Genomic DNA, 24,529 nt, shown 5'->3' with positions numbered 1-24,529 from the left:
TACTATTCAGGTTTCTCTTCAACCGTATTTTCTGCTATATGATATTCTATTCTACGTGTAATATAGCTATTATCAGGGGTAGTAATTTTCTTTACCCAATTCTTGTGCTCACTATCATCAAACTGGAAAATAAATTCTTTGACAGATTCCGTATTTCCTGTTTTTATTGTCATTTTTGAAAGTATTCCTTCCTTATTATAACCATAAATACGTTTCTCTGTAGGAGCAAATTCTTTCGTATTAAAGTCATACGAGAAGGCTTGTTCTGAAACTAGTCTGTTGTTCTCTTCGGTAACTTTTTCCAAAGCCTTATCAGGCTCGCCATCAACAAAATCTTTAATCAATTGTATATTGAGAATCTTACCGTTTGTTAATCGTTTAGAAGAATTTCTTACTGATTTCTCAATAACGCCATTCTCAAAAATAGTTTCGGTTTGCTCATCTTTATAAGCTGTACGCTCGATCAAAATCTCATCTACAGCATTCTCATGAGATAAAACGACTTTTTCAAGTATACCGGTATCGTTGAAATAATATTCCTGCTGCTCAAAAAATTCTTTATCAAATGATATTATTTTTTCTTTAATATATTTAGGCCCTGTGGTATCAATTTCATAAAAATTGACCATTGATGTGGCGGTGTCAAGTTGATTGTCTTTATAACTTTCCATCCTTTTTTCTATGAGCTCTCCCCCTTCATATTTATATACAATGATGTCTTTGTCAGATTCATTGTATTGGGTAGTAGATTTCGTCAAAAATCCATTCTCATTGAACTCAAAAATCTCTTGACCATAATCTTGAATAACTGTACATGTTTTCACTGCTCCGTTCAAATCAAAATCTGCCACTTTAAATATTCGAATCTCTTGTCCAATTGAAACAATTGGAGCAATAGATAAAAATAAAAGAATATTGAAGTAATGTTTTAGCATGATACAAAATTACAGTGTTCTTACACAACTGAAAAACAAATGCAGTGCCAGACATCGAAAATGAACTAAAATTAATTCAATGTTAAAACTTACGTTCTGGATTAAAGGATGAAATATCCATTGACATTTGATTATTACAAACCAATTCGCTGACAAGTTTACCTGTAATGGGCCCTAAACTCCACCCCATCATTGCATGCCCTGTAGCAATTGTAAGATTATTATATTTTTTTGATTTACCAATATAGGGCAATCCATCAGGAGTAACGGGCCTTAGACCACATTGGGCTGCATTCTTATCATCTTGTGATATTTTCAATCCCTCATAATAATTTTCCGCTCCTTTGGCAATAGCTTCTATTCGTTCTTTTCGAATTTCATGGTTGATTCCCGTAAACTCCATAGTACCTGCAAAACGAGTATACCCTTTCATTGGAGTAACAGCCATTTTTGCTTCCATTAAAATTGCTGGCATCTTAATTCTTGTCTTTTCTTCTACATTTATTCGATACCCCTTTCCAGCTTGTAAAGACAGGTTTAATTTAAGTTTCTTACCAAAGTTTCCAGACCATGAACCTGCTGCTAAAACCACCTCATCTGAAAAATAAGTAGCTTTGGTCGTTTTTACTTGACATTGTTTTCCCCTATTCAAATCAATATCTAAAACCTCTTGTTCTTTTAATATCTTCACTCCACTGGTAATGAGATAGTCTTTCATTCGAGCCATAAATTCTGATGGAGTGCTATGAGCATCACATTCATAATGGATTGCCCCTTTAGCATTAATAGCAATATCCGGTTCTATTTTAGAAAGTTCTGGTTGGCCAAGTTCTTTCACTTCAAGACCCAAGAATTTTGCTTTTTCTGCAACCTCCATTTCATGGTCATGCATTTTATTAGTCTGATATAGCATCAATAATCCTTTTCTTTCTAAATGGAATATACCTAAATCACCAGATTTTTTAATATCCATAAAAAGCTCCCTGCTCAAGACATTGATTTCCTTGATAACCGGAATTGCCTTCGCCACTTTTTTATGTGTTGAAGATTTCTTGAAATTCCACGCCCATTTTAAAAAATCCAAGTCTAAACGAGGTTTCATATAAAAGGGACTAGATGAATTGAACATATACCGTAATCCGGTAGAAATCATTCCTGGTGCTGCCATCGGAATGATATGGCTTGGGGTTAAATATCCTGCATTGACATAGGACGCCCCGGCATCCATAGTGGATTTATCAATTACGGTAACGTTACAACCTTCTTTTTGAAGGTAGTAGGCAGTGCATAGACCAACAACACCGCCTCCTATAATGATTACTGTTTTAGACATATTAAATCACTTGAAATCCATATGCATAAGGATCATCTTCAGAATCAATGGCAATCGTGTTTCTACCAAAAACCTTAGCCCAACCTTTTACACTTGGTATTATTGCTGGTTTTCCTTTTATTTCTGTTATGGTTTCTACCCGCCCTATAAAAGTAGATCCTATAAAACTCTCATGCACATAGTCTTCGCCTTCTTTTAGTTTCCCTCTTGCACTTAATTGCGCCATACGGGCCGATGTTCCAGTACCGCAAGGTGAACGATCAATAGCTTTATTACCATAAAAAACAGCATTACGCCCTGATGATTTTTCATCCAAAGTATTTCCTGTCCATAAAATATGGGAAACATCTTTAATGGAATCATTTTCCGGATGAATAAATTGATCGGGATATTTCTCATTTATTCTCTTTCTGATTTCTTTGGAAAGTTGTACCAACTTGGTTGCTGAAAAATTATGCATTCCAGAAAAGTTTTTTTGGGGGTCAATGATAGCATAATAATTACCGCCATAAGAAACATCAAAAACCAGTTCGCCCAATTCAGGACAATTAATAGTTAATTCGCTAGCTGCTAAGTAACTTTTTACATTGGTTAATTTTACCCACTCCACCTTATTTTTTGGCTGGTAGTATTCAACCTCTACCAATCCAGCTGGAGTTTCAAGCTTTACAAAACCTTTATTTTTGGGAAATAACAATCCGTTTTCTATAGCAATAGTTATTGTGCCAATTGTGCCATGACCACACATAGGCAAACAACCACTGGTCTCAATAAAAAGTATCGCTATGTCATTATCTGTGTTATGCGGAGGAAATAGAATACTGCCACTCATCATATCATGACCTCGAGGTTCAAACATCAATCCTGTTCTAATCCAATCATATTCTTTTAAAAAATGATTTCGTTTTTGGCTCATGTTTTCACCAAGTAGTTCTGGGCAGCCCTCGACTACTAATCTAACTGGATTTCCGCAGGTATGTCCGTCTATACATTCGAAGGTTGAAAGTGCCATTACTCAATAGCTTCTTTTGTTGATTTGCCGTTCAAAAGTCTATCAATATTTAGGGGGTTTTCATTCTTTAATTCATCTGGTAAAAGCCGATTTGGCCAATTTTGAAAACTTACTGGCCGTACCCATCTATCTATAGCGTGGATGCCCACAGCAGTAAATCGGCTATCAGTGGAAGCAGGGTAAGGACCGCCATGTTGCATAGAAGGGCATACCTCTACCCCCGTTGGAACCCCATTAAAGATTAAGCGCCCCACTCCGTTTTGAAGAACATCAACTAACTTTTCATAATTATTGATTTCATTCTTTTCAGAAATGATAGTGCCCGTTAATTGTCCATCCATAGATTTTATGGCATTTTCCATTTCATTCATATTTGAACAACTTATAACCATTGAAAAAGGCCCAAATACTTCTTGGTGCAATTCAGGATTTGAAATAAAATTAGCTCCTGATACTTTAACCACTGCTTGACGTGCAAAATTGGACTCAACATCTTCATCATAATTTGCAGTGATAGTAAGTCCAGGTTGCCTTAACATTTTTTCTTTATTTCGAGAGTAGTTGGCTTCAATTACTGGATGCAACATGCAAGAAGGATCTATTTTGATTATTTCATTGGAAAGAACAGCGATAAAATCATCTAATTCTGAGCTTTCAAGGGCAAATAACAACCCAGGTTTAGTACAGAACTGCCCGGTGCCCAACGTAATAGAACCAGCATAAGTTTTAGCCCAACCTTCTCCTTTAGAAATCAAAGCTTCTGGCAATAAAACAACAGGGTTCACACTGCCCATTTCAGCAAAAACAGGGATTGGTTCTGCACGCTTTGAAGCGATATCATACAATGCTCGCCCTCCTTTAATGCTACCTGTAAATCCTACCGCTTTTGTCAATGGGTTTTCTACTAACTGCATACCAACTTCAATGCCGCTGCTGTTTAAATTTGAAAATACGCCATTTGGCATGTTTGTTTTTTGTGCAGCTGTTATGATTGCCTTCGCAACCAATTCACCAGTACCTGCATGCATTGGATGACTTTTCACTACAACTGGACATCCAGCAGCTAAAGCACTTGCTGTATCACCACCAGCAGTAGAATAAGCCAAAGGAAAATTACTGGCCCCAAAAACAACTACCGGACCTAAGGAAAACATCATTTTACGGAGATCGGCTTTGGGTATTGGTTGTCTATCTGGTACAGCCGTATCAATGGTAGCATTGACCCAAGAACCTTCAGCGACCAAATTTGCAAAGGAGCGTAGTTGACCTATAGTCCTTCCCCTTTCACCTTTTGCGCGGCCTTCTGGCAATCCTGTTTCAGCAGTATAGACCTCAATCAGAGAATCACCTAAAGCTTCGATTTCATCGGCAATGGTGTTTAAAAAAACAGCTCGTTCTTTACCTGAAATTTTTTGATAAAGAGTGTAGGCATGTGTTGCTAATTCTAATGCCTTGTTAACCTCATTCTCGCTAGCTTCAACAAATTCCCATTCATTCTCTTTATTGGTTATAGGGTTGTGTGTTGTGAACCGTTTATCACCCAATTGCGATTGAGAGTTACCAATATAGTTTTTACCAGTAATCATAGTTTAAAGTAATTTATATTCAGGAAGTACAGGTCTACTAGAAACCCCCTCTTTTATTATTTTCAGTACCCTTTTTCGTTCATCACCTTGCAATGGTAACCTAGGGGCACGAACATTTTCTGTACCAATACCCGTGGCTACTTCGGCTAATTTAATATTTTGTACCAACTGTGGGTTAATATCAAGTTCTAACAAAGGTAGAAACCAGCGGTAGATTGAAATTGCTTCATCAATTCGTCCGGCTTTTGCCAGCTTATAAATTGCAACTGTTTCAGCCGGAAAAGCGCAAACCAAACCAGCAACCCAGCCATCAGCGCCCATTAAAATACTTTCTAGCCCTAAGGTATCAACACCAGTCAAAACCTTTAAACGATCTCCAAATCTAGATTTAATTCTTGTGACATTAGAAATGTCCCTTGTTGATTCTTTAATTGCTTGAATATTTTCACACTCGATCAATTCACCAAGCATATCCAATGTTACCTCAATACCATAATCTACAGGGTTGTTATAAATCATTATAGGAAGCTTAGTGCTATTGGCAACTGTTTTGAAATAGGTAACCGTCTCATAATCATTGGCTTTGTAACGCATTGGCGGTAGCATCATTAAAGCTTTTGCACCACATTCTTCTGCAACCTTAGCAGCTTCTATAGCCCGTTTTGTGGTTTGCTCTGCCACATTTATGATTACTGGTATTTTACCGTTCACAATACGAACGGTTTCAATAATAAGTGCTTTTTTTTCTTCATGAGATAATGTACTAGCTTCGCCCAAAGTGCCTCCTAATATTATCGCAGATACTCCAGCTTCTACTTGAGCTAGAATATTTACCTCGAACATTTCTAAATCGAGTTTATCATCAGAAGTAAATTTTGTGGTTACTGCTGGCATTACGCCTTGCCAATCTATTTGCATATTGAAAATTTTGATTTATAATCCAAAAATAAATCATGAATTCGATTTTATCTTATCAGTTATTAACTACATTCTCTACTATTTTACCCTTATTATTTATATTTTTATTATTTAGAAGATAATTTTTAATCAAATGAGAGTATATCCTTTCACTATTCCAAAAATGCCTGAAGAGAATATTATTGTTCAAGAAGATAAGTCTCAGACCTTTTTTGACCGTTTACACCAACATGAAGAAATTCAAATTAGTCATATTATTAGGGGGCAAGGAAAGCTTATAGTTGGAAATAATATTAGTGGTTATACCAGTGGGGATACTTTTGCCATCGGAAGTAATGTTCCCCATCTTTTTCAAAGTGCTCCAAGCAATACATCTTCGCATATGGTATCACTATTTTTTTTACCTCAGGCCTTTGGAAATAATTTTTTTAGGCTTCCAGAAATGCAAGAACTAAATTCTTTTTTTGAAGATGTAAAATTTGGTCTATCAATCAAAAACAGACCTCACAATCTATTTGAGCACTTCAATAATTTGAAAACAGCTAATAGGTTCTTACTCTTTACAAGTTTATTGGATATTCTTAGAATCATTTCTTTAGAAGAAACTGCACTATTGAGCGGCAAACCATACTCTAAAAGTATTTCAAATAATCAAGGTAAAAGACTACAGCTAATATTTGATTATGTAATTAAGAATTTTGATCAAAAAATAGCACTAGAGACCATTGCGGGTGTAGCCCATTTGACTACCAATGCATTTTGCAGATTTTTTAAACAGCGAACTAACAAATCATTCTTCACATTCTTAGCTGAAGTTCGAATTGCCCATGCTTGTCAATTATTATTGGAAAACAATGATTTATCTATGACGGAAGTGGCAGATTGTTCAGGTTTTAACTCAATCTCTAATTTCAACAAACAATTCAAATCAATTAAAGGAATAAGTCCGTCAGGTTATCAGAAAAGTATCATACAATCTAAAAACAATTAGCGACATCTTTTCTTTGACTATTTTTGAAAACATAAGAATTATGACATGAATAAGATATTAGTATTAATTTTTGGTTTTGCGATTTCTTGTAATTCTTCACAAAAAACTATTGTTGAAAAAAATGAGCCAAAACCAACTCAAGATTTTTCAAGGGTTTATGCCGCAACGATTACTGAAGATGAACTCAAAGAACATCTTTACATTTATGCTTCAGATGAATTTGAAGGTCGTGAAACAGGTAAGCCTGGCCAAAAAAAGGCTGTTGACTATTTGAAAACTGAATATGAAGCCCTAGGAATTCAGGCAGCCAAAGCAAATGGTGATTATTTTCAAAAAGTGCCTATAGAAATTAGTAAAGTCCCTCAAGGTACTTTAGATACAAATGGGAAAGCTTTTGCTGTAGGTGAAGATATTTTAACTTTTTCAAGTGCTATAGGTACTTATAAAAATATCGTTTATGTGGGTTATGGAATAGAAGAAGAAAACTATTCCGACTATGCGAATATTGATGTTGAAGGTAAGCTCGTTCTAATAAAATCAGGAGAGCCAAAAAACGAAGACGGTACTTACAAAGTTTCTGGAAGTACCAAAAAGTCTATTTGGAGCAATATGTCTGAAGCCCCAGGAAAGCGATTTGAGTTAGCGACTCAGAAAGGAGCAAAAGGTATTTTATATTATGACTCACAGAACTATGCAAGATACAATCGTTATTTCGAGTTTATGAAAACCAATAATAGTGGCAGAATGGAACTAAAGGCAGAATACAGCAATCAATTTAATATTCTTTTAAACAAAAAAGCTGCAATGTCCATATTGCCGACAATTGAATCTGATGAGGGGTCTAAAAACTTAGATGTGACCGTTAAATTGGATATTGAGAGTGGTAATACCCAAATAGATTCTGAAAATGTGGCCGCAATAATACGAGGAACTACCAAACCCGATGAGTATCTTATTATTTCTTCTCATTTAGACCATATTGGAGTTACTTCAGATGGTCAAATTAATAACGGAGCTGATGATGATGGTTCAGGTACCGTAGCACTACTAGAAATTGCTGAAGCCTTTAAAAAAGCTGCGGACGAAGGTAAAGGCCCGAAACGTTCAGTTATTTTCTTACATGTAACCGGCGAAGAAAAAGGACTCTTAGGATCAAAATATTATACCGATTATCAACCTATTGTACCATTATCCAATACAACAGCAAACCTTAACATAGACATGATTGGTCGTATTGACCCTAAAAGGACTGGAGATAGAAATTATATTTATCTAATTGGTTCTGATAAGTTGAGTACAGAATTACATCAGTTGTCAGAAGAAATCAATACAATTTATACTAACATTGAATTAGATTACACCTATAATGATGAAAACGACCCTAATAGGTTTTATTACAGAAGCGACCATTACAATTTTGCTAAGAACAACATTCCTATTATTTTTTATTTTAATGGTACACATGAGGATTATCACAGACCTGGGGATACACCTGACAAAATCAATTATGATTTATTAAAAAATAGGGCACAATTAGTATTTCATACCGCTTGGGAAGTTGCCAATAGACCAAATAAAATTTTAGTCGACAAACCCATTATTACTAAATAACCTAAACAAAAAAGCCTCGACAACTAAGTCGGGGCTTTTTAATAAACTTTTTGGGTGGAAGACCGGGTTCGAACCGGCGACCCTCGGTACCACAAACCGATGCTCTAACCAGCTGAGCTACAACCACCATTTAAAGCGGTTGCAAAGATAATTTTTTTATTCACATTCAAACAAATAAATAATCAGAATTCTTTAATCATATTTTTTGATTAAATTCATCTCCTACAGTTTTTTTAAACTCTGCACATAAACTTTAAATGAAATCTCATTATTTTAGTAAGCCAGGTAAATTAAAAATAGCTTTATCTGTATTTATTTTCTTTTGTGCATTTAAATTTTCATTTTCTCAGCAACTATTAATTGACAGTCTTCTTCAAAGAAAACATCATTTAGAATCAAACGAAAATTTTGTAAAGACAGACACAAATTATATTAAAACATTATACGTTTTAGCAAAAAAATATGCTCAGCTTAATAAAGACAGTACAAATTCAATTGCTACAGAAGCTTTAAGGCTAAGTAAAGCCATTAAATATGAAAAAGGTATTGCTGGATCTAAACTTGCACTAGGTCTTTCTAAAATTTTTGAAGGCAAGTTTCAGTTGGGTTTTAAAGAAATTGAAGAAGTAAAAAATACAGCTGAAAAGATCAATGCCGATACCATATATTTAAATAGTCTAAATGCAATTGGCATGGGTCATTTTATGAATGCAGATTATGCCAAATCATATAAATATTCTCAAATTGGAATAAAAAAATCAAAAGAGCTCAATAATCATGAAATGTCTGTAAGGTTCAATATGAACCTTGCCACTTCCTTTGCCATATTAGATGATCCGCAACAAGCGCTCTCATACTATAAAGAATGCCTTAATCTTCTCAAAACTAAGAATGATGAACTTGGGTTGGCGCAGGTAAAAAGTAATATGGGCTATCTTTTTGTAAAAACAAAGGAAGTGGACAAAGCCAAAAAGCATTTAGAGGAATCTATAAAATTCTTTAAAGAGAACATAAATAAACCATGGCAGGCATTTGTTCAAATAAATTTAGGTGAATTATCTATTTTAGAAAAAAAATATGATTCTGCAATTGTTTTTTTTAATGACTCAAAAAAATTATTGAGAAACGTTTATGATCCTCAACGAAAGGCAGAAGCATGTCTAGGTCTTGCCGAAGTATATTTGTTAAAAAACGAGCTTTATAAAAGTAAAGAAAATGCAATAAATGCAGATAGTATTTCTAAATCAATTAATTTTTATGAAGGTTCGATAAGAGCTAAAAAATTATTATACCAACTTTTTAAAATAGAAAATCAAACTGAAAAAGCTGTAGCTTATTTAGAAGCTTCTCAACACTTATCAGATTCTATAGCATACGCTGAAAACAAAACTAAATTATTAATGCTTGAGGCCCAAACCAATTTTGAGCAAGAACAATCTCGGATTGAAGCTGAAAACAAGAAAAAATTAGAGCGGCAAAAAGCAATTACATACATAGCAATTATTCTTCTCATATCAACTGGTATTATTTTATTTCTGATAAGAAAAAATATAATCACTCAAAAAAAAGCGAATAAAGAGTTAATAGAAATTAATCAAATAAAAGATAAAATTTTCTCAATAGTAGGGCATGATCTAAAGGCACCTATTAATACAATGCAAGAACTTCTCGAGCTTTATAAAAACGAAGCCATAACTCCTCAGCAAATTGCAGAAATTACTCCACGACTTAAGAATAATGTAGACCATAGTGCTTTCACGTTGAACAACTTATTATTTTGGGCACAAACGCAAATGAATGGAATTAAGGTCGTACCTGAAAGAATAAATCTGAAAAATGTTGTAAACAATATATGCGAGCTATATCAAGAGCAACTTAAAAAAAAGAATATTTCAATTGAATGTAATATTTCGCAACAAACAACTGTATTTATAGATAAAGAACACTTAAATATAATTTTAAGAAACGTTGTATCAAACGCAATAAAATACTCTCATCTAAACCAAAAAATAACTTTCAATGCCATAGAGGACATAAAAACTATAAAAATCTCAATATGTGATGAAGGCATTGGAATGACTAAAGGCTTAATAAATAATGTTTTAACTGGAAAAAGTATAACTTCTATACCAGGCACCCAAAATGAAAAAGGTACCGGTCTTGGGTTAAACATTTGCAAAGATTTACTTGTTGCAAATAAAGGCAGCTTAACAATTCAGAGCCAATCAAATCAAGGTACCTGTTTTCATATCACATTACCGAGCAAACAAAACATCGATGAAATACCAAATTTTAACGATAAAACACACAATAAACTGTAATTCACAACATTAATTGGTTCTTAGATTTCTTGTAATCTAGTTTTACTCAAATTATTTAGGCAAAAAGCCATTAATGTCTACCTACAAGAAAAAAACGTTAAAGCTCTTAGATATAAATAGTATTTTTTTGATACTACTTATGTTGTGCATACCCCTATTACATGCACAACAATCTTCTATTGGCAGCATCAAAAGAAAAATTGTCAAATTTGAAAGGAAAAAACCAAATTTTGACAAAGACACTACCTATATTAACCTTTTAAATGACTTAGCTACCAATTATCGCTTTATTAATTCAGATAGTTTATTAGTATTGTCAAAGGAAGCTTTGAAACTAAGTAAACAAATTAGCTACACACATGGAGAGACCAGAGCCCTTAACTCTTTAGGAGATTATTTTTCAGACAAGGGTAATGGATTAAAGGCAATTTCTTATTTAAGTAATGCACTTAAAATCGCCGATTCAGTCCAAAACTTAAAGCTAAAGCTTGCTTTGTTAAATGATTTGGGTACAGAGTATTCCTATACAGGTGATTATGAAAAGGCCCTAAATAGTTATTTAATGGGTATTGATATAGCCACACCATTAGACGAAAAATTAATGTTGTCAATTTTAAATGAAAATATAGCTGCCCTTTATGCTGCTCAAAAAGAATTCCCCCAGGCATTAGAGTTTTATAAGAAGGTAAAAAGCTATAATAAACAACTTGGCGATGAAATTATTTCTGCCGAAACGATGGGCAATTTAGGTGAGTTATATTCCGATATGGGCAATTTTGAATATGCCATGTTTAACATCAATCAAAGTATATCGACATTCGAAAAACATGGAATTTATGATTGGTTAGCTTTTGCTTATACTGTAAAGGGTGAGATTTATTTAAATCAAAAAAAATACAAATGGTCTTTATATTGGTTTGATCAAAGTAATGTACTGCACAATAACCTTGAATATGATAGAGGCAGAATAACTTTATTAAATGGTTTGGCAAAAGCCTACTTAGGTCTAAAAATTGATTCTTTATCATCAAAATACGCTCATGAAGGATTTGAAATTTCAAAAAAGATCCAATCCCTAGAAGGGCAGAAAGACTGCGCCGAAACGCTATATAAAATCAATAAAAATAAAGAAGAGTACCCCCTGGCTTTAAGTTATCACGAAGTTTTTCAAAAACTTTCTGACTCCCTATCAAGAGATGAAAACAAAAAGATTCTAACTTTAACAAAGACTAGATTTAATTATGATCAACAAAGACATGAATTAATAGATCAAAATGAAAAGGCTTTAGCGAAACAGCGTAACTTAATAAACTTAGCCTTAGTCGTAATTTGTGTCGTTCTTGCCATTTCGATTCCACTTTACTTCAATCAAAAGAAACAAAAACGACTTTATAAAGAGTTACAAGTAAAAACTAAAAGTTTAAGGGAAAGAGAAACAGAGCTTAATGAAATCAATAAAACAAAAGATAAACTATTCTCTATTATTGGTCATGATTTGAGAGGGCCTATAGGCGCGTTGCAGGGCATACTCAAACTTTTTTCTTCCGGTGAAGTTGCCAAAGATGAGTTCTTTGGCTTTGTTCCCAAGCTTAAATCTGATGTAGACCACATCTTATTTACACTTAATAATTTACTTACCTGGGGGTATGCCCAAATGAGCGGTACTGCCACAAAGCCGAAAATTGTTAGTTTTAATAAACTCGTTGAGAACAACATTAAGTTTTTATCAGAACTCGCTGCAACAAAGTCTATTAAAATACTTAATCAAATGCCAGAAAACCCAATGGGTTACTTTGATGAAAATCACATAGATATTGTTATTAGGAACTTGATTAGCAATGCCATAAAATTTACACCTGAAAACGGACTAATTACAATAAATGCTTTAGAGGAAAAGAATACTTGGAAAATTATGGTAAAAGATACTGGAATAGGAATGGATCAAAAAACTCTTAAAAAGATGTTCAATGATAATGCCAACTTTACTACCTACGGCACCAATAATGAAAAAGGAACTGGCCTAGGACTTACTCTTTGCAAAGAAATGGTTCTTAAAAACAAAGGTGAAATTTGGGTAGAAAGTGAAGCAAAAAAAGGATCTACTTTTTTCTTCACTTTACCTAAGGTAGTTAAAAAGTATAAAAAGGCTGGTTAAATTAAGTCAGTGATTTGGTTTACAGCAGCATAGCGTTCAACCGTAAAACCTTCCGCATAATCAACCCCAATTAGCCTTCCTAGGTCCCTAGCCCTATAATTTACACTATCTATAAAATTCTTACTGCTTATAGGAGTTTCCGGCTCAGCACTACTTGGGTCATAAAACTGAGAACTGTATGCTAAGATGGCTTTTGTTTTCTTTTCTATATAATCAGAAATGTCAACAGCAAAATCAGGTTCTATATTTTTCCATTGTATATAATGATAGACCACTTTAGGTCGCCACGGATTTTGCCATTGATCATCACCATTTAATTTTGTGTCAATCTTTATCAATCCGCTCAAAAAGCAGGCATCACTAACCAGTTTTGATCCTTTTCCGTGGTCGATATGCCTATCATCAACTGCATTGCAGAGAACAAGTTCCGGTCTATATTTACGTACCATTCTAATTACTTCTAATTGATGTGGCATATCATTTACAAAAAAGCCATCAGAAAATTCTAAATTTTCACGTATTGAAACCCCCAAAATTTCAGCAGCTTTAGCAGCTTCGTTATCTCTTATTTCAGCAGTTCCACGTGTTCCAAGTTCCCCTCTGGTCAAATCAATAATACCCACCTTCTTACCATTGGCTACTTCTTTAGCTATGGTCGCGCCGGCACCTAACTCGGCATCATCAGGATGTGCGCCAAATACCAGAATATCTAACTTCATTATGCCAATACTGTATTTAATTTAACTTTCGCTAAGGCTTGTTCAATATCCATTATCAAATCTTCAACCTCTTCAATACCTACAGAAAACCGAATCAAACCATCTTTAATACCTTGTTTCTCCCTGTCTTCTTTGCTCATAAGTGCGTGTGAAGTTAGCACAGGTGAAAGCATTGTACTTTCTACTCCTGCCAAGCTCATAGATGGTTTTATCAATTGTAAGGCTTTCATAAATGCTGATGCATCTAACCCCTCTTTTAACTCAAAAGACAGCATACCACCAAAACCGCACATTTGCTTCATGGCCAGATTATAATCTTCATGGGATTTTAAGCCTGGATAATACACAGCATCTATATCAACATTATTCTCAAGAAAAGCCGCCATTTGTTGTGCATTATCGTTTTGCGCTTTTACTCGCAAGGCCATGGTTTTTAAACTTCGTTCTAATAACCAAACAGTTTGGTCACTTAAACTACCCCCAAAACATATGGAAGATTGCCATATAGTATCAATATGCTCTTGTGATGCTGCAACCGCACCTGCGCAAATATCAGAATGGCCTCCCATATATTTTGTAGCACTATGAATTACAATATCAATACCAAAATCAACCGGATTTTGATTAATTGGACTAGCAAAGGTATTGTCAATCATTGTTACAATATTTTTTTCTTTTGCCAAATTAGACACAGCATTCATATCCGTTATTGTAAGTAAAGGATTTGAAGGTGTTTCAATATAAATAACCTTTGTGTTTGGTTTTATTTCATTTTCCAGATCTTTGGCCTTCCATCCTTCTGAAAAGGAATAAGAAATTCCGTATTTCTCTAACTGAGTAACGGCAAAATTATATGTCCCTCCGTATAGTGTTTGTTGAAAAACAATATGGTCACCAGCTTTTAAAAAAGCCATTAGTGTATGACTGATTGCTGCCATGCCACTACTGAAAATCAAAGCCGCCTCAGTATGTTCTAAAGCTGCTATTTTTTTACACAAACCCTCTTGATTTGGTGTATTAAAATAGCGCGGGTAGCGTTTTACCTCAACATCTTCGAAAGCGTATGAAGAAGCCATATATATAGGTGAAACCGCTCCCTTAAACTGTTCATCTTTTACCTCACCGACATGAGTGCAAATAGTATTAATTCCTTTCCTCTTATTCGTCATATCAATCAAATCATTTAAAACATAAAGTTAACGAAATCATTATGAACAAAATACTAAATCTGTTGTCAGAATTGTTGTTCTTTTATACTTTGAATTGTTTCCAGTCTCCTTTTCTAAACCAAATCATAGCTATCGTTGCCAATAAAACCTCAGCAGCCGTAATTGCTATAAAAACACCTTTTGCACCTAGATTAAAAATAAAAGCAAGACTATACGCTAATGGTAGTTGAAACAACCAAAAGGCTATTAAATTGATTTTTGTTGGGGTTTTTGTGTCGCCTGAACCATTAAAAGCTTGTGTAACCACCATGCCATAGGCATAGAAAATATAGCCCATAGCAATAATCTGCAAACAAAGCCCACCATTTTCAACAACGCTTGGGGTATCATTGAACCAACCAACAATCTCTTTTGCAAAGAGCAAATAAATTATAGAAACAAATCCCATAAATATGGCATTGTACTTCCCTGTTTTCCAAACAGAGATTTCTGCTCGTTCTGGTTGTTCTGCTCCTAAGTTTTGCCCTACCAAAGTAGCGGCAGCATTGCTCATTCCCCATGAGGGCATTAAAGTAAATAGCATGACCCGAATTGCAATGGTATATCCTGCTAGAACCTCACTACCAAACTCAGACATGATACGCATTAAAAACACCCAACTTGAGGTTCCAATTAAAAATTGGGCAATGCCACCTATTGAAACTTTAATTAGGTTGGTCATCACTTTAATATTAAGCGCAATGTCTTTAAGTGCCAATTTAATTTTACCCCACCCAAAAAAGAGAATTCCTAGTTGAAAAACAACAGCAGTTCCACGCCCAATGTTTGTAGCGACAGCGGCGCCCATGACTCCTAATTCAGGAAAAGGACCCCAGCCAAAAATGAAAAATGGGTCCAGAATGATATTAAGCCCGTTAGAGAGAACTAAAGTCCACATGGCAATTGATGCATCGCCAGCACCTCTAAAAATAGCGTTGATCAGAAAGAGCAACATAATGGTGATATTACCACCAATAAGCCATTTGGTATAACCTGACCCTTCTGCAATCAAATCGGGTTCTGCACCCATGAGCTGTAATATTTCTTCTGAAAAAAGAAAGCCAAAAACGCCAACGATCAATGCGACCAATATGCCTAAGAAAATAGCTTGAACGGCAGCATTACGCGCTCCAAGAATATCTTTCTCCCCTACTCTTCGAGCGACTACCGCAGTCGCCGCCATGCTTAATCCTATAGCAACAGCATATACCAAAGTGATTACCGATTCAGTAAGACCGATTGTTGCCACGGCATTTACGCTTACCTGAGATACATAGGCAATATCGACTAGAGCGAAAATACTCTCCATCAACATTTCTAAAATCATAGGAATAGAGAGCATAAAAATCGCCTTGCGAATACTCCCAGTCGTGAATTCGGTTTCTTTGCCAGTTATGGCTATAATTAAATAACTAAATAGTTTTTTAATGGATAAAGGTTCTTGTGATGTCGTCATTATATAAGAATTATGTTATTGAAAAGAAAAAAGGATGTCAAGGTAACCGAAGAAGTATTTCGGTTAATTAAATCGCCGCCCGGCAATGACATCTATCGTATTCATAATTCTTATAACTTCATGATGACGCAAATATGCTAAAAATAATGATACCATACTAAAAACTCACATAGAATTCGTAATATCACCTTGAAATTTACAGGCCCTGTTTTGCAACAATAATTTACTTTTTTTTATTCATATGAAGTTTTTTTCTAGATTTTTTATTCTTTCCGTATTCTTAATTGCATGTAAGAGTGCAGAAAATTCACATACCGATATTTCAAATAAAAATATCGGTTATCAAGGGCAACCAAAAAGTCCAATAGTACCCACAGTTGATAGACCAATACAAAAACAGTGGAAAGGTAATTGGGTATTCAATGACAGTACTACTTTTTTCACTAATAATTTTGATGGAGCTAGATTGAATGGAGTTGCAGATGACGGCAATGATCATTATACAATTTGGATAACAGCGGAAAATACCCCTATCAATGTAAGCCCATGGTATGCATTTAAAATATGGACGAGTAATCCAAGAGAAATAACCATAAAACTTTCATATCAAGATTCTAGAAGTCGCTATTATCCAAAAATAAGTACTGACGGATTGAATTTTAGAGCCATTGATAGCGCAGCTTTTAAAGCAATCAATATAGGTGAAGGGGAATTTGGAATTAAAGCGGCACCTGAATTTGCTGAAATAACATTAGATATTAATAAAAATCCAATTTGGGTTTCCGCACAAGAGCTATATACCTCAAAAAGAGTCAAAAATTGGGTGGATTCTTTAGCTACAAAATCATTTGTTTCAACATATGCTATAGGCGAATCTAAAGAAAAACGACCTATAAATCTCCTTGAAATCAATGAAAATAATAAGACGAAAAAAGCCATTATGATAATTTCAAGACAGCATCCGCCAGAGGTGACAGGTTTTTTGGCAATGAAATCATTTATTGAGACCATTTCGTCAGATACAGAATTGGCTAAAAAATTTAGAGATAATCATACAGTTTTTGTGATTCCACTGATGAATCCTGATGGGGTCGATAATGGGCATTGGCGACACAATATGGGCGGAATTGACCTCAATAGAGATTGGCAAAATTTTAATCAACCTGAAACCAAAAGCGTTAGTGACTTCTTGAAAAAGAAAGATTCAGAAGGGTATGAATTTGTTTTTGGGGCAGATTTTCATTCTACTTGGGATGATATTTATTATCCCTTGGATACTCTGGCCACAGGGCCAAAAGGAAAACTGATCTTTGACTGGATTGAAAGTATTGGCAACCGATTACCACAAAAAAAGACCAATGTCAAGGCTTCAAAAGAATTGAGCCCCACGATGGTTTCAAGAACCTATTTTTTTGTTAACCACGGTATGCCAGCAGTCGTATTTGAGCTAGGTGACAATACTGCTAGGCCATTTTTAAAAGAAAAAGGAAAAGTGGCTGCAGAGGAATTAATGCGGTTGTTAGATTCTAAATAGTTATGTCTTGGCATAATTCACCCTGTATTTCCAATAACTAATCCCTCCGAATACAAGAACGCCCAAAACGATATATTTGACGTAGTCAGGGGTAATCGCGGCGGAACCAGATTCAGCATAGCTGTGCAGACCTACCAAATAAAAATTAACCCCAAAATAGGTCATCATAATAGATCCATAGGCAGCAATACTGGCAAAATTGAAAAGCCATTTACTTCGCATACCAGGTACTAATCGCATATGCAAGACAAATGCATAAATCATTATCGAAATTAGGGCCCAGGTCTCCTTAGGGTCCCAGCCCCAATAGCGACCCCAACTTTCATTGGCCCATTGTCCACCAAGAAAATTACCAATGGTCAACATAATAAGGCCAACAGTTAAAGAAAGTTCATTTATAATGGTCAACTCTTTTAGGTTGATATCCATCCGTTTTTTATTCTTTTCAGTAGTTAATAGGATTAAAATTAAGGAAACCACCCCCAAGATCATCCCGACTGTTAATGGTCCGTAACTTCCCACAATGACAGCAACATGAATCATCAACCAATAACTATCCAAAACGGGTTGCAAATTCGCTATGGATGGATCTACCCAACTTTGGTGAGCAATCCATAAAAGCATGGCAGTTACAAAAGCACTTGCTGCAATGGTCAATTCGTTTTTTCTCCCAAAAGCGAAACCCATTCCCATTGTGGCCCATGATATATAAAGAATACTTTCATAGGCATTACTCCATGGAGCATGTCCAGAAATATACCATCGAAGTACCAAGCCCGCAGTATGCCAAACAAAAAACAGAATGATGATTCCTTTTAAGAAGAATGCTGCAGCTTTCCATATTTCTCGCTCTTTGAAGATTTTGAATATCAATATAAAAAACAAAAATGCCCCTATGGTCATATAGTATTTATAAAGTCTATTGAAAACATCTAACTTATTATATAAAATCTCTGTTTTAATTTTTTTATCAGAAGGAAGTACTTCCGAACCATGGTTTTGTTGATTTTGCTTAAATGCTGCCAAAAGTTTATCCGATTCTGAATAATCTCCTGTTTTAATAGCCTGTTGCAAGGTACTCAAGTAATAAGGCAACCCGTTATTGATGAAGTTAGCATAAAGTGAATCGCTAATTTGGTACTGCCCCCCTCGAAACTCAATAGGAGAAATCCATTTATTATTTTCATCGTTCAAGAGCGGAAAAATCTTAACAATTTGACCGCTTAAGGCCATATCCAAGAGATTCAATCGCTCGTTCACTTTTTTAAAATCCTTTTGAAAATTATTTGGGTTATTTGTGGAGGTCGCCTCCAACATATAGGGCTTTAATTTGTACATTCCGGTAGCGTCAAAAAAATCAGTGGCTTTTACAAGTTTTTGACTCTTTGGGACACCTACAATTTCTCGAATACTATCATTTTCACGCTTTCCTAAAGAAATAAATTCGGTGTTGTACCAAACTGGCGGATTCAACATCATTGATAAAAACACCTGATCGGAATTCATATCCCGAAATTCATTCTTACCACTTAATTTACGCAACAATTCCGAGGAAAAGGTATGAATTGGTTTCATGCGACCTCCCGCGTCTTGCATTACTAGAGCACCAAATTTGTCTGCATGTTCTTTTGAAACTGTAGTTGTAGTAATTGCCGAATCTATTTGAGCTTTGGTTGGAAGAGTATTATTGTGTGTATTGACATCTTGCGCATGCAAACTTGTCATCCCCAACAAAACCAATACAACTGTTAAAGCCGTTTTTTTCTTTTTTATTTTATCTAAGGATTTTGCTAAATCTTTAAAACGTGTCTTACCAAAAAACATAATACCCATAAGGCCTATATAAAGCAAGAAATAGCCTATGTAGGTAATCCATGTTCCCCAAACATCATGATTAACAGAAAGTACGGTGCCTTTTTCGTCTGGCATAAAACTAGATTGAAAAAAACGATATCCTTTATGGTCCAATACATGGTTCATATAAATGTCATAATCAAAAGGTCGTTCATCTTCAACGGTTATTTTGCTCATAAACGATTTATAACTGTTATCAGTACCTGGATACTTTTCCGCGATAAAATCATTCAGTTTTATATTAAAAGGTAGTTCATACACCTTAGAACCATAGGATAGGGAAAACTCAAGTCCACCAACATTAAACTTCTCGGAAAACTCAGCAGTTCCTTGAGCACCTAATAACTTACGCTCTACTGTTTGCCCATCTGAAGTCACTGATACTACCAAAGCATCTTGAGTTTGCGCAGTAATTTCCTTTTCAGGAACTTTTACAACACCGTAACTACCCTTTACTATAGGTTCAGGAATCACAAACTGCATATTGGCTATGGTGTAGAGCGAACGTAATTGGAGTTTTTGTAAGCTATCCTTAACCACTTGCCCTTTAAATTGATCTGCCATACGCATAAAACCACCATCGAAAGGTGTTTTAATAGAATAAGTGCTATCAGAAGTGAATAGGTTAATGGCACCCTGGGTATTCTTATTTAGTGAGAACAAGACGTTATGTATACTGGCAACTTTCCCGTTTTCTAAGTAATGCTCATGTCGTTGACCATCACCAGCTTCCACTATTTTTAAGTATTCATTTCCATTCTCATCGGGAATCAATCCTTCTTCGGCACCATCGATAAAATCTACATAGTCAATAGTAAATGATTGGCCATTAAAATCACCTTTCCATGGTAAATTACTTCGTTTACCTTCAGAAGTTACTAAAATGGGGTGTTGTAAAGTTTTGCGCATTTTTCCTCCATTCATATCTCCATCTACAAAAGCAGTTAAATACGTCTTATCAGAATAGAACACTTTTTCAGCATTACCCTCACGAATGGGCATCATACCTTCATAACTGATGTAGCGAGTCACAAAAGCACCGATAATAATAAGAATCCAAGAAAGGTGCAAAACTAAAACCGGCCACTTTTTCCATTGTAATAATTTATATCTGAAGATATTGCCGAAAAAATTAATCACAAAAAACACCATAATGACCTCAAACCAAGTGGCATTATAAATGTAGATTCTTGCAGTTTCAGTGCTATACCAACTCTCAACAAAGGTACCAATGGCCATCGCTGTGGCAAAAGCTAAAAAAAGCATAGCCATTAATTTAGTTGAAAAGAGGGTTTTCTTGAGCAAATTGAACATATGCGATTCTTTGGCATGCAAAAGTACGGCGTTTTTACATTTTGAAAATCGGCCGTCCAAACTAAAAAGCTGAACAAAACTGTTAATTATTTCTCAAAACCAAACCCTGTTAAATTTGTACTTTTGAACATGCTTTCATTTGTGCTTATCGGAACAGGCAATGTGGCAACGCACCTATTCAATGCTTTCTTAAATGTTGATGAAGTTGCAATAAAACAAGTTTTTGGAAGGAATAGGGAAACCCTAAAATATTTTTCAGAACATTGCAGTATTACAACAAATATAGATGCCATTGTTAATGCCGATATCTATTTAATTGCTGTAACTGACGATGAAATTGCATCAGTGTCCGAAATTGTTAGCCGTAAACCTGGAATCGTCGCTCATACATCAGGTAGCATTTCAATGGCTTCCATAAGATCCAAAAGGAAAGGAGTATTTTATCCTTTACAGAGTTTTACAAAAAACAAAGAAATCGATTTTACAAAAATTCCTATTTGTATTGAAGCTAGCGATGAAAAGGGTTTAAGCACACTAAATACGTTCGCCAATTTTTTGACTGAATCGGTAAATGAAATTTCGTCTGAAAAGAGAAAAAAATTACATTTAGCAGCAGTATTTGCAAATAACTTTAGTAACCATCTGTTTCAAATTGCTCAAGAGCTTTGTGAAACGGAAAGTTTACCCTTTGAACTGATACAACCTTTGATTTTAGAGACAGTGGATAAACTCAGTGTTTTGAATCCTAAAAAGGCACAAACGGGGCCAGCAAGACGAAATGATGTGTTAACCATGCAACAACATTTAGACGAATTGAACAATCCTATCCATAAAAAAATATACCAACTTTTAAGCCAATCGATTAAAGAGACCTATGAAAAAAAATTATAAGGAATATTTAAAGGATATCACCACTTTTATCTTTGATGTGGATGGGGTTTTTACCGATGGCTCTATCTTAATAACCTCAACTGGAGAAATGTTAAGAAGCATGAATGTAAAAGATGGATATGCCCTGAAAACTGCTTTGGATAAAGGATATAACGTTTGTATTATTTCAGGCGGAAGTAATGAAGGAGTTCGCAATAGGTTGAAAGGTTTGGGGGTAACCGATATTTATTTAGGCGCTCATCATAAAGAAGAACCATTAGATGAATATCTGGACATTTATAACATCAAACCTCAAAATGCCTTGTACATGGGCGATGACCTGCCTGATATTCCACCAATGAAAATGGTACAACTGGCCACTTGTCCACAAAATGCGGTTGCTGAAGTAAAAGCGGTTTGTGACTATGTTTCTCATAAGAACGGTGGGGAAGGCTGTGTTCGCGATATCATTGAACAGGTTTTAAAAGTTCGCGGGGACTGGAACTCAAATTTTAGCGCCAAAAATGATTGAGAACCCATTACGTAAAAAACTTAAAAACCATAAAATAGTTTTGGCTTCTGGTTCGCCAAGAAGAAAACAGTTTTTTGAAGATTTAGGTCTAGATTTTGAAATTCGATTAAAACCTGTCGAAGAGATTTATCCAGAGACACTAAAAGCGAATAAAATTTCAGAAAATCTTGCGGTATTAAAAGCTTCACCATTTAAAGGTACTCTACAGACGAATGAAATATTGGTAACGTCAGATACTGTTGTATGGCACAATGATGAATCATTAGCAAAAGCAGGTAATAACAGCGAAGCAACTGATATGTTGAAGAAATTATCCGATGGTTGGCATGATGTTATTACATCCGTTTGTTTTACAACCCCTAATATACAAAAAACGATAAGTATGACTACGAAAGTCAAGTTTGGCAAGATAACTGAAGAGGAAATCAACTATTATATTGAAAAGTGCAAACCATTTGATAAGGCAGGCGCATATGGAATTCAAGAGTGGTTGGGAGCTATCGCTATCGAAAGCATTCAAGGCTCTTACAATAATGTTGTAGGTATGCCTACACATTTAGTTTACAAAACGTTAATGAACATGGTTGACTGATACATCTTGATTAATTTTGATAAAAACCATCTTAATATTATGAAAAAGTGGCTTCGTTTTGAATTAATCATTGTTTTGTTCGCTGTACTAATTTCTCTTTTTGAAAGTTGTAAAGAGCAAACAGCTCCAGAGGTTGAAGAACTTGCTATCAATACAAAAGTTGTAAACACTGAAACCTCAGTATCAAAAAATCCATTATCTCAAGAATTTAAGAAGTATTGGTATGCCGGTAATGCAGAGATTACTTCCTATAAATTGGAACAGGCCCGTTATGGTGAAGTTAGAGAGGGAACAAGTGTGCTAATTTACGTCACAGAACCTTTTCTGCCAGAAATACAAGTAAAGGCAGACAGAAGCAATTCAGATAACATTCCTGTTTTAAAATTAAACGCCACCAAAAATTACCTTACAGGTATTTACCCCTACTCTATTATGAGCAGCACATTTTATCCTGTATATGATAATCAACATGCTATAAAAACCAGTCTGTCTATTCAAGAATGGTGCGGCCATGTCTATTCGCAACTCAATAATCGCGAAAAGTTTGAATTCACATCACATTCTTATTTTGAAGGGGAAGCAGATAAAAATTTGACTTTGGACAAAGCTTTTTTAGAAAATGAAATTTGGACTAAAATCAGAATTAATCCTGAAAACTTGCCTATTGGTGAAATTCAAATTGTTCCTTCTTTAGAATTTTTTAGGGTCAAACATCAAGAAATTCAGGCACTAAATGCAATAGCATCACTAGAAACTTCAAATGGTACAAGTACTTATACCGTTGACTATGGAGATGGCATTAGAAAAGTTTCCATCAACTTTACCTCAGCTTTTCCATATACCATTGAAAGCTGGTCTGAGGAGTTTAAAAGTGGTTATGGATCTAATTCAAAGTTGATGACTTCAAAAGGCATCAAATTAAAAAGTTTAAAAACTCCATATTGGCGTCAAAATTCTAATAAAGACTCTTTTCTTCGTGATAGCCTAGGTATATAAGTCATGGACAACTTTATTAAAGATTATCAAACTGAATTAACGACAACTTTAATTGTACTGGTAGTATTCCTAATTCTTCGATTTCTGGCAGTAATGACCATTAGAAAGATTGCTCGAATCAGTGATATTAACCAAGTGAGAGCCGTATTAGTGGGCAGGTACATTACTTTTGGCCTTTTTTTTATTCTTGTTGTTGCAATGATTTTTATTTGGGGAGTTGATTTTAAAGAACTTGGCCTAATTCTTTCGTCAATATTTGCCGTATTAGGGGTAGCACTTTTTGCCACTTGGTCTATATTAAGCAATATTACTTCTGGGATTATTTTGTTCTTTTATTTTCCTTTTAAAATTGGCGATAGAATTAGAATATTAGATAAAGATTTTCCTGAAGAGGCTATAATTATTAACATTCAGGCCTTCAATGTTAACCTAAAGAAAGATAATGGTGAGTTACTTACCTACCCCAATAATCTTTTATTACAAAAAGGGGTTGTTTTAATTCAAAAACAGGTCGCCACAGGTGAAGATTTAGAATCATCTTTTTAGCATGTTAAAGAAGTTCTAAATGTAAGGTTGCTGCCTCTTAATCTTT

At 34.9% G+C, this 24,529-nt stretch carries 19 protein-coding genes and 1 tRNA gene; 10 read left to right on the top strand and 10 right to left on the bottom strand.

The features are described from left to right. Positions 1–2: 2 nt before the first annotated feature. The 5 genes from RM706_RS09960 to RM706_RS09940 form a co-directional block, all read right to left on the bottom strand. Positions 3–935 (bottom strand): hypothetical protein, encoded by a 933-nt coding sequence (locus tag RM706_RS09960; protein WP_311350967.1) that lies wholly within the window; start codon positions 933–935, stop codon positions 3–5. An 82-nt stretch (positions 936–1,017) separates the two neighbouring features. Beyond that, entirely contained in the window at positions 1,018–2,268 is a 1,251-nt protein-coding gene (locus RM706_RS09955) for an NAD(P)/FAD-dependent oxidoreductase (RefSeq protein ID WP_311350964.1), read from the bottom strand. 1 nt (position 2,269) lies between these two features. Further along, on the bottom strand, positions 2,270–3,280 hold the full coding sequence (locus RM706_RS09950) for a 4-hydroxyproline epimerase (protein WP_311350962.1): 1,011 nt from the start codon (positions 3,278–3,280) through the stop codon (positions 2,270–2,272). After that, positions 3,280–4,866: an aldehyde dehydrogenase (NADP(+)) gene (locus tag RM706_RS09945; protein WP_311350961.1), complete on the bottom strand. Its 1,587-nt coding sequence runs from the start codon at positions 4,864–4,866 to the stop codon at positions 3,280–3,282. The genes RM706_RS09950 and RM706_RS09945 overlap by 1 nt, the downstream gene beginning before the upstream one ends. Positions 4,867–4,869: 3 nt before the next feature. Next, positions 4,870–5,784, bottom strand: a complete 915-nt coding sequence (locus RM706_RS09940; RefSeq protein ID WP_311350959.1) for a dihydrodipicolinate synthase family protein — start codon at positions 5,782–5,784, stop codon at positions 4,870–4,872. 133 nt (positions 5,785–5,917) lie between these two features. Here RM706_RS09940 and RM706_RS09935 point away from each other — a divergent pair, with 133 nt between their 5' ends. Together RM706_RS09935 and RM706_RS09930 are read left to right on the top strand one after the other, a co-directional pair. Continuing rightward, entirely contained in the window at positions 5,918–6,775 is an 858-nt protein-coding gene (locus tag RM706_RS09935) for an AraC family transcriptional regulator (RefSeq protein WP_311350958.1), read from the top strand. A gap of 45 nt (positions 6,776–6,820) precedes the next feature. Continuing rightward, positions 6,821–8,386: a M28 family peptidase gene (locus RM706_RS09930; protein ID WP_311350956.1), complete on the top strand. Its 1,566-nt coding sequence runs from the start codon at positions 6,821–6,823 to the stop codon at positions 8,384–8,386. A gap of 52 nt (positions 8,387–8,438) precedes the next feature. Here the strand turns inward: RM706_RS09930 and RM706_RS09925 are convergent. Further along, positions 8,439–8,514, bottom strand: a tRNA-His gene (locus tag RM706_RS09925). A gap of 129 nt (positions 8,515–8,643) precedes the next feature. Between RM706_RS09925 and RM706_RS09920 the strand changes: the two genes are divergently transcribed. After that, a complete protein-coding gene (locus tag RM706_RS09920) occupies positions 8,644–10,707 on the top strand; it encodes a tetratricopeptide repeat-containing sensor histidine kinase (protein WP_311350954.1) in 2,064 nt (687 codons plus the stop codon). A gap of 73 nt (positions 10,708–10,780) precedes the next feature. Continuing rightward, positions 10,781–12,862, top strand: coding sequence for a tetratricopeptide repeat-containing sensor histidine kinase (locus RM706_RS09915; RefSeq protein WP_311350952.1), 2,082 nt, complete (start codon positions 10,781–10,783; stop codon positions 12,860–12,862). Here RM706_RS09915 and bshB1 read toward each other — a convergent pair. The 3 genes from bshB1 to RM706_RS09900 all read right to left on the bottom strand — a co-directional run bounded on the left by bshB1 (position 12,859) and on the right by RM706_RS09900 (position 16,245). After that, complete coding sequence (gene bshB1, locus RM706_RS09910) at positions 12,859–13,581, bottom strand: bacillithiol biosynthesis deacetylase BshB1 (RefSeq protein ID WP_311350950.1); 723 nt, start codon at positions 13,579–13,581, stop codon at positions 12,859–12,861. The genes RM706_RS09915 and bshB1 overlap by 4 nt on opposite strands. Then, the gene (locus RM706_RS09905) at positions 13,581–14,750 is read right to left on the bottom strand and encodes a trans-sulfuration enzyme family protein (protein WP_311350947.1); all 1,170 of its coding nucleotides are present in this window, start codon (positions 14,748–14,750) and stop codon (positions 13,581–13,583) included. The genes bshB1 and RM706_RS09905 overlap by 1 nt, the downstream gene beginning before the upstream one ends. Before the next feature lie 82 nt (positions 14,751–14,832). Next, positions 14,833–16,245, bottom strand: coding sequence for an MATE family efflux transporter (locus RM706_RS09900; RefSeq protein WP_311350945.1), 1,413 nt, complete (start codon positions 16,243–16,245; stop codon positions 14,833–14,835). 241 nt (positions 16,246–16,486) lie between these two features. Here RM706_RS09900 and RM706_RS09895 point away from each other — a divergent pair, with 241 nt between their 5' ends. Then, the gene (locus tag RM706_RS09895; RefSeq protein ID WP_311350944.1) at positions 16,487–17,779 is read left to right on the top strand and encodes a M14 family metallopeptidase; all 1,293 of its coding nucleotides are present in this window, start codon (positions 16,487–16,489) and stop codon (positions 17,777–17,779) included. On the opposite strand, the gene RM706_RS09890 is transcribed toward RM706_RS09895, so the two are convergent. Then, entirely contained in the window at positions 17,780–20,947 is a 3,168-nt protein-coding gene (locus RM706_RS09890; RefSeq protein ID WP_311350943.1) for a cytochrome c biogenesis protein CcsA, read from the bottom strand. Between the two features lie 129 nt (positions 20,948–21,076). Here RM706_RS09890 and RM706_RS09885 point away from each other — a divergent pair, with 129 nt between their 5' ends. The 5 genes from RM706_RS09885 to RM706_RS09865 are packed head-to-tail and all read left to right on the top strand — an operon-like array spanning position 21,077 to position 24,483. Next, positions 21,077–21,838: a Rossmann-like and DUF2520 domain-containing protein gene (locus RM706_RS09885; protein WP_311352014.1), complete on the top strand. Its 762-nt coding sequence runs from the start codon at positions 21,077–21,079 to the stop codon at positions 21,836–21,838. Then, positions 21,822–22,349: a KdsC family phosphatase gene (locus tag RM706_RS09880; protein ID WP_311350941.1), complete on the top strand. Its 528-nt coding sequence runs from the start codon at positions 21,822–21,824 to the stop codon at positions 22,347–22,349. Before RM706_RS09885 ends, RM706_RS09880 begins: the two co-directional genes overlap by 17 nt. After that, positions 22,342–22,941 carry a Maf family nucleotide pyrophosphatase gene (locus tag RM706_RS09875; RefSeq protein WP_311350939.1) on the top strand — a complete coding sequence of 200 codons (600 nt, stop codon included), beginning with the start codon at positions 22,342–22,344 and terminating at the stop codon, positions 22,939–22,941. Before RM706_RS09880 ends, RM706_RS09875 begins: the two co-directional genes overlap by 8 nt. 39 nt (positions 22,942–22,980) lie before the next feature. After that, positions 22,981–23,937, top strand: coding sequence for a septum formation inhibitor Maf (locus tag RM706_RS09870; protein WP_311350937.1), 957 nt, complete (start codon positions 22,981–22,983; stop codon positions 23,935–23,937). 3 nt (positions 23,938–23,940) lie between these two features. Next, positions 23,941–24,483 (top strand): mechanosensitive ion channel domain-containing protein, encoded by a 543-nt coding sequence (locus RM706_RS09865; RefSeq protein WP_311350935.1) that lies wholly within the window; start codon positions 23,941–23,943, stop codon positions 24,481–24,483. Positions 24,484–24,529: the final 46 nt, after the last annotated feature.

The organism is Croceitalea rosinachiae (genome assembly GCF_031846445.1).
GTDB lineage: Bacteria > Bacteroidota > Bacteroidia > Flavobacteriales > Flavobacteriaceae > Croceitalea > Croceitalea rosinachiae.
The sequence above is the reverse complement of the archived record's forward strand: the minus strand, read 5'-3'. Positions and strand labels throughout refer to the sequence as shown.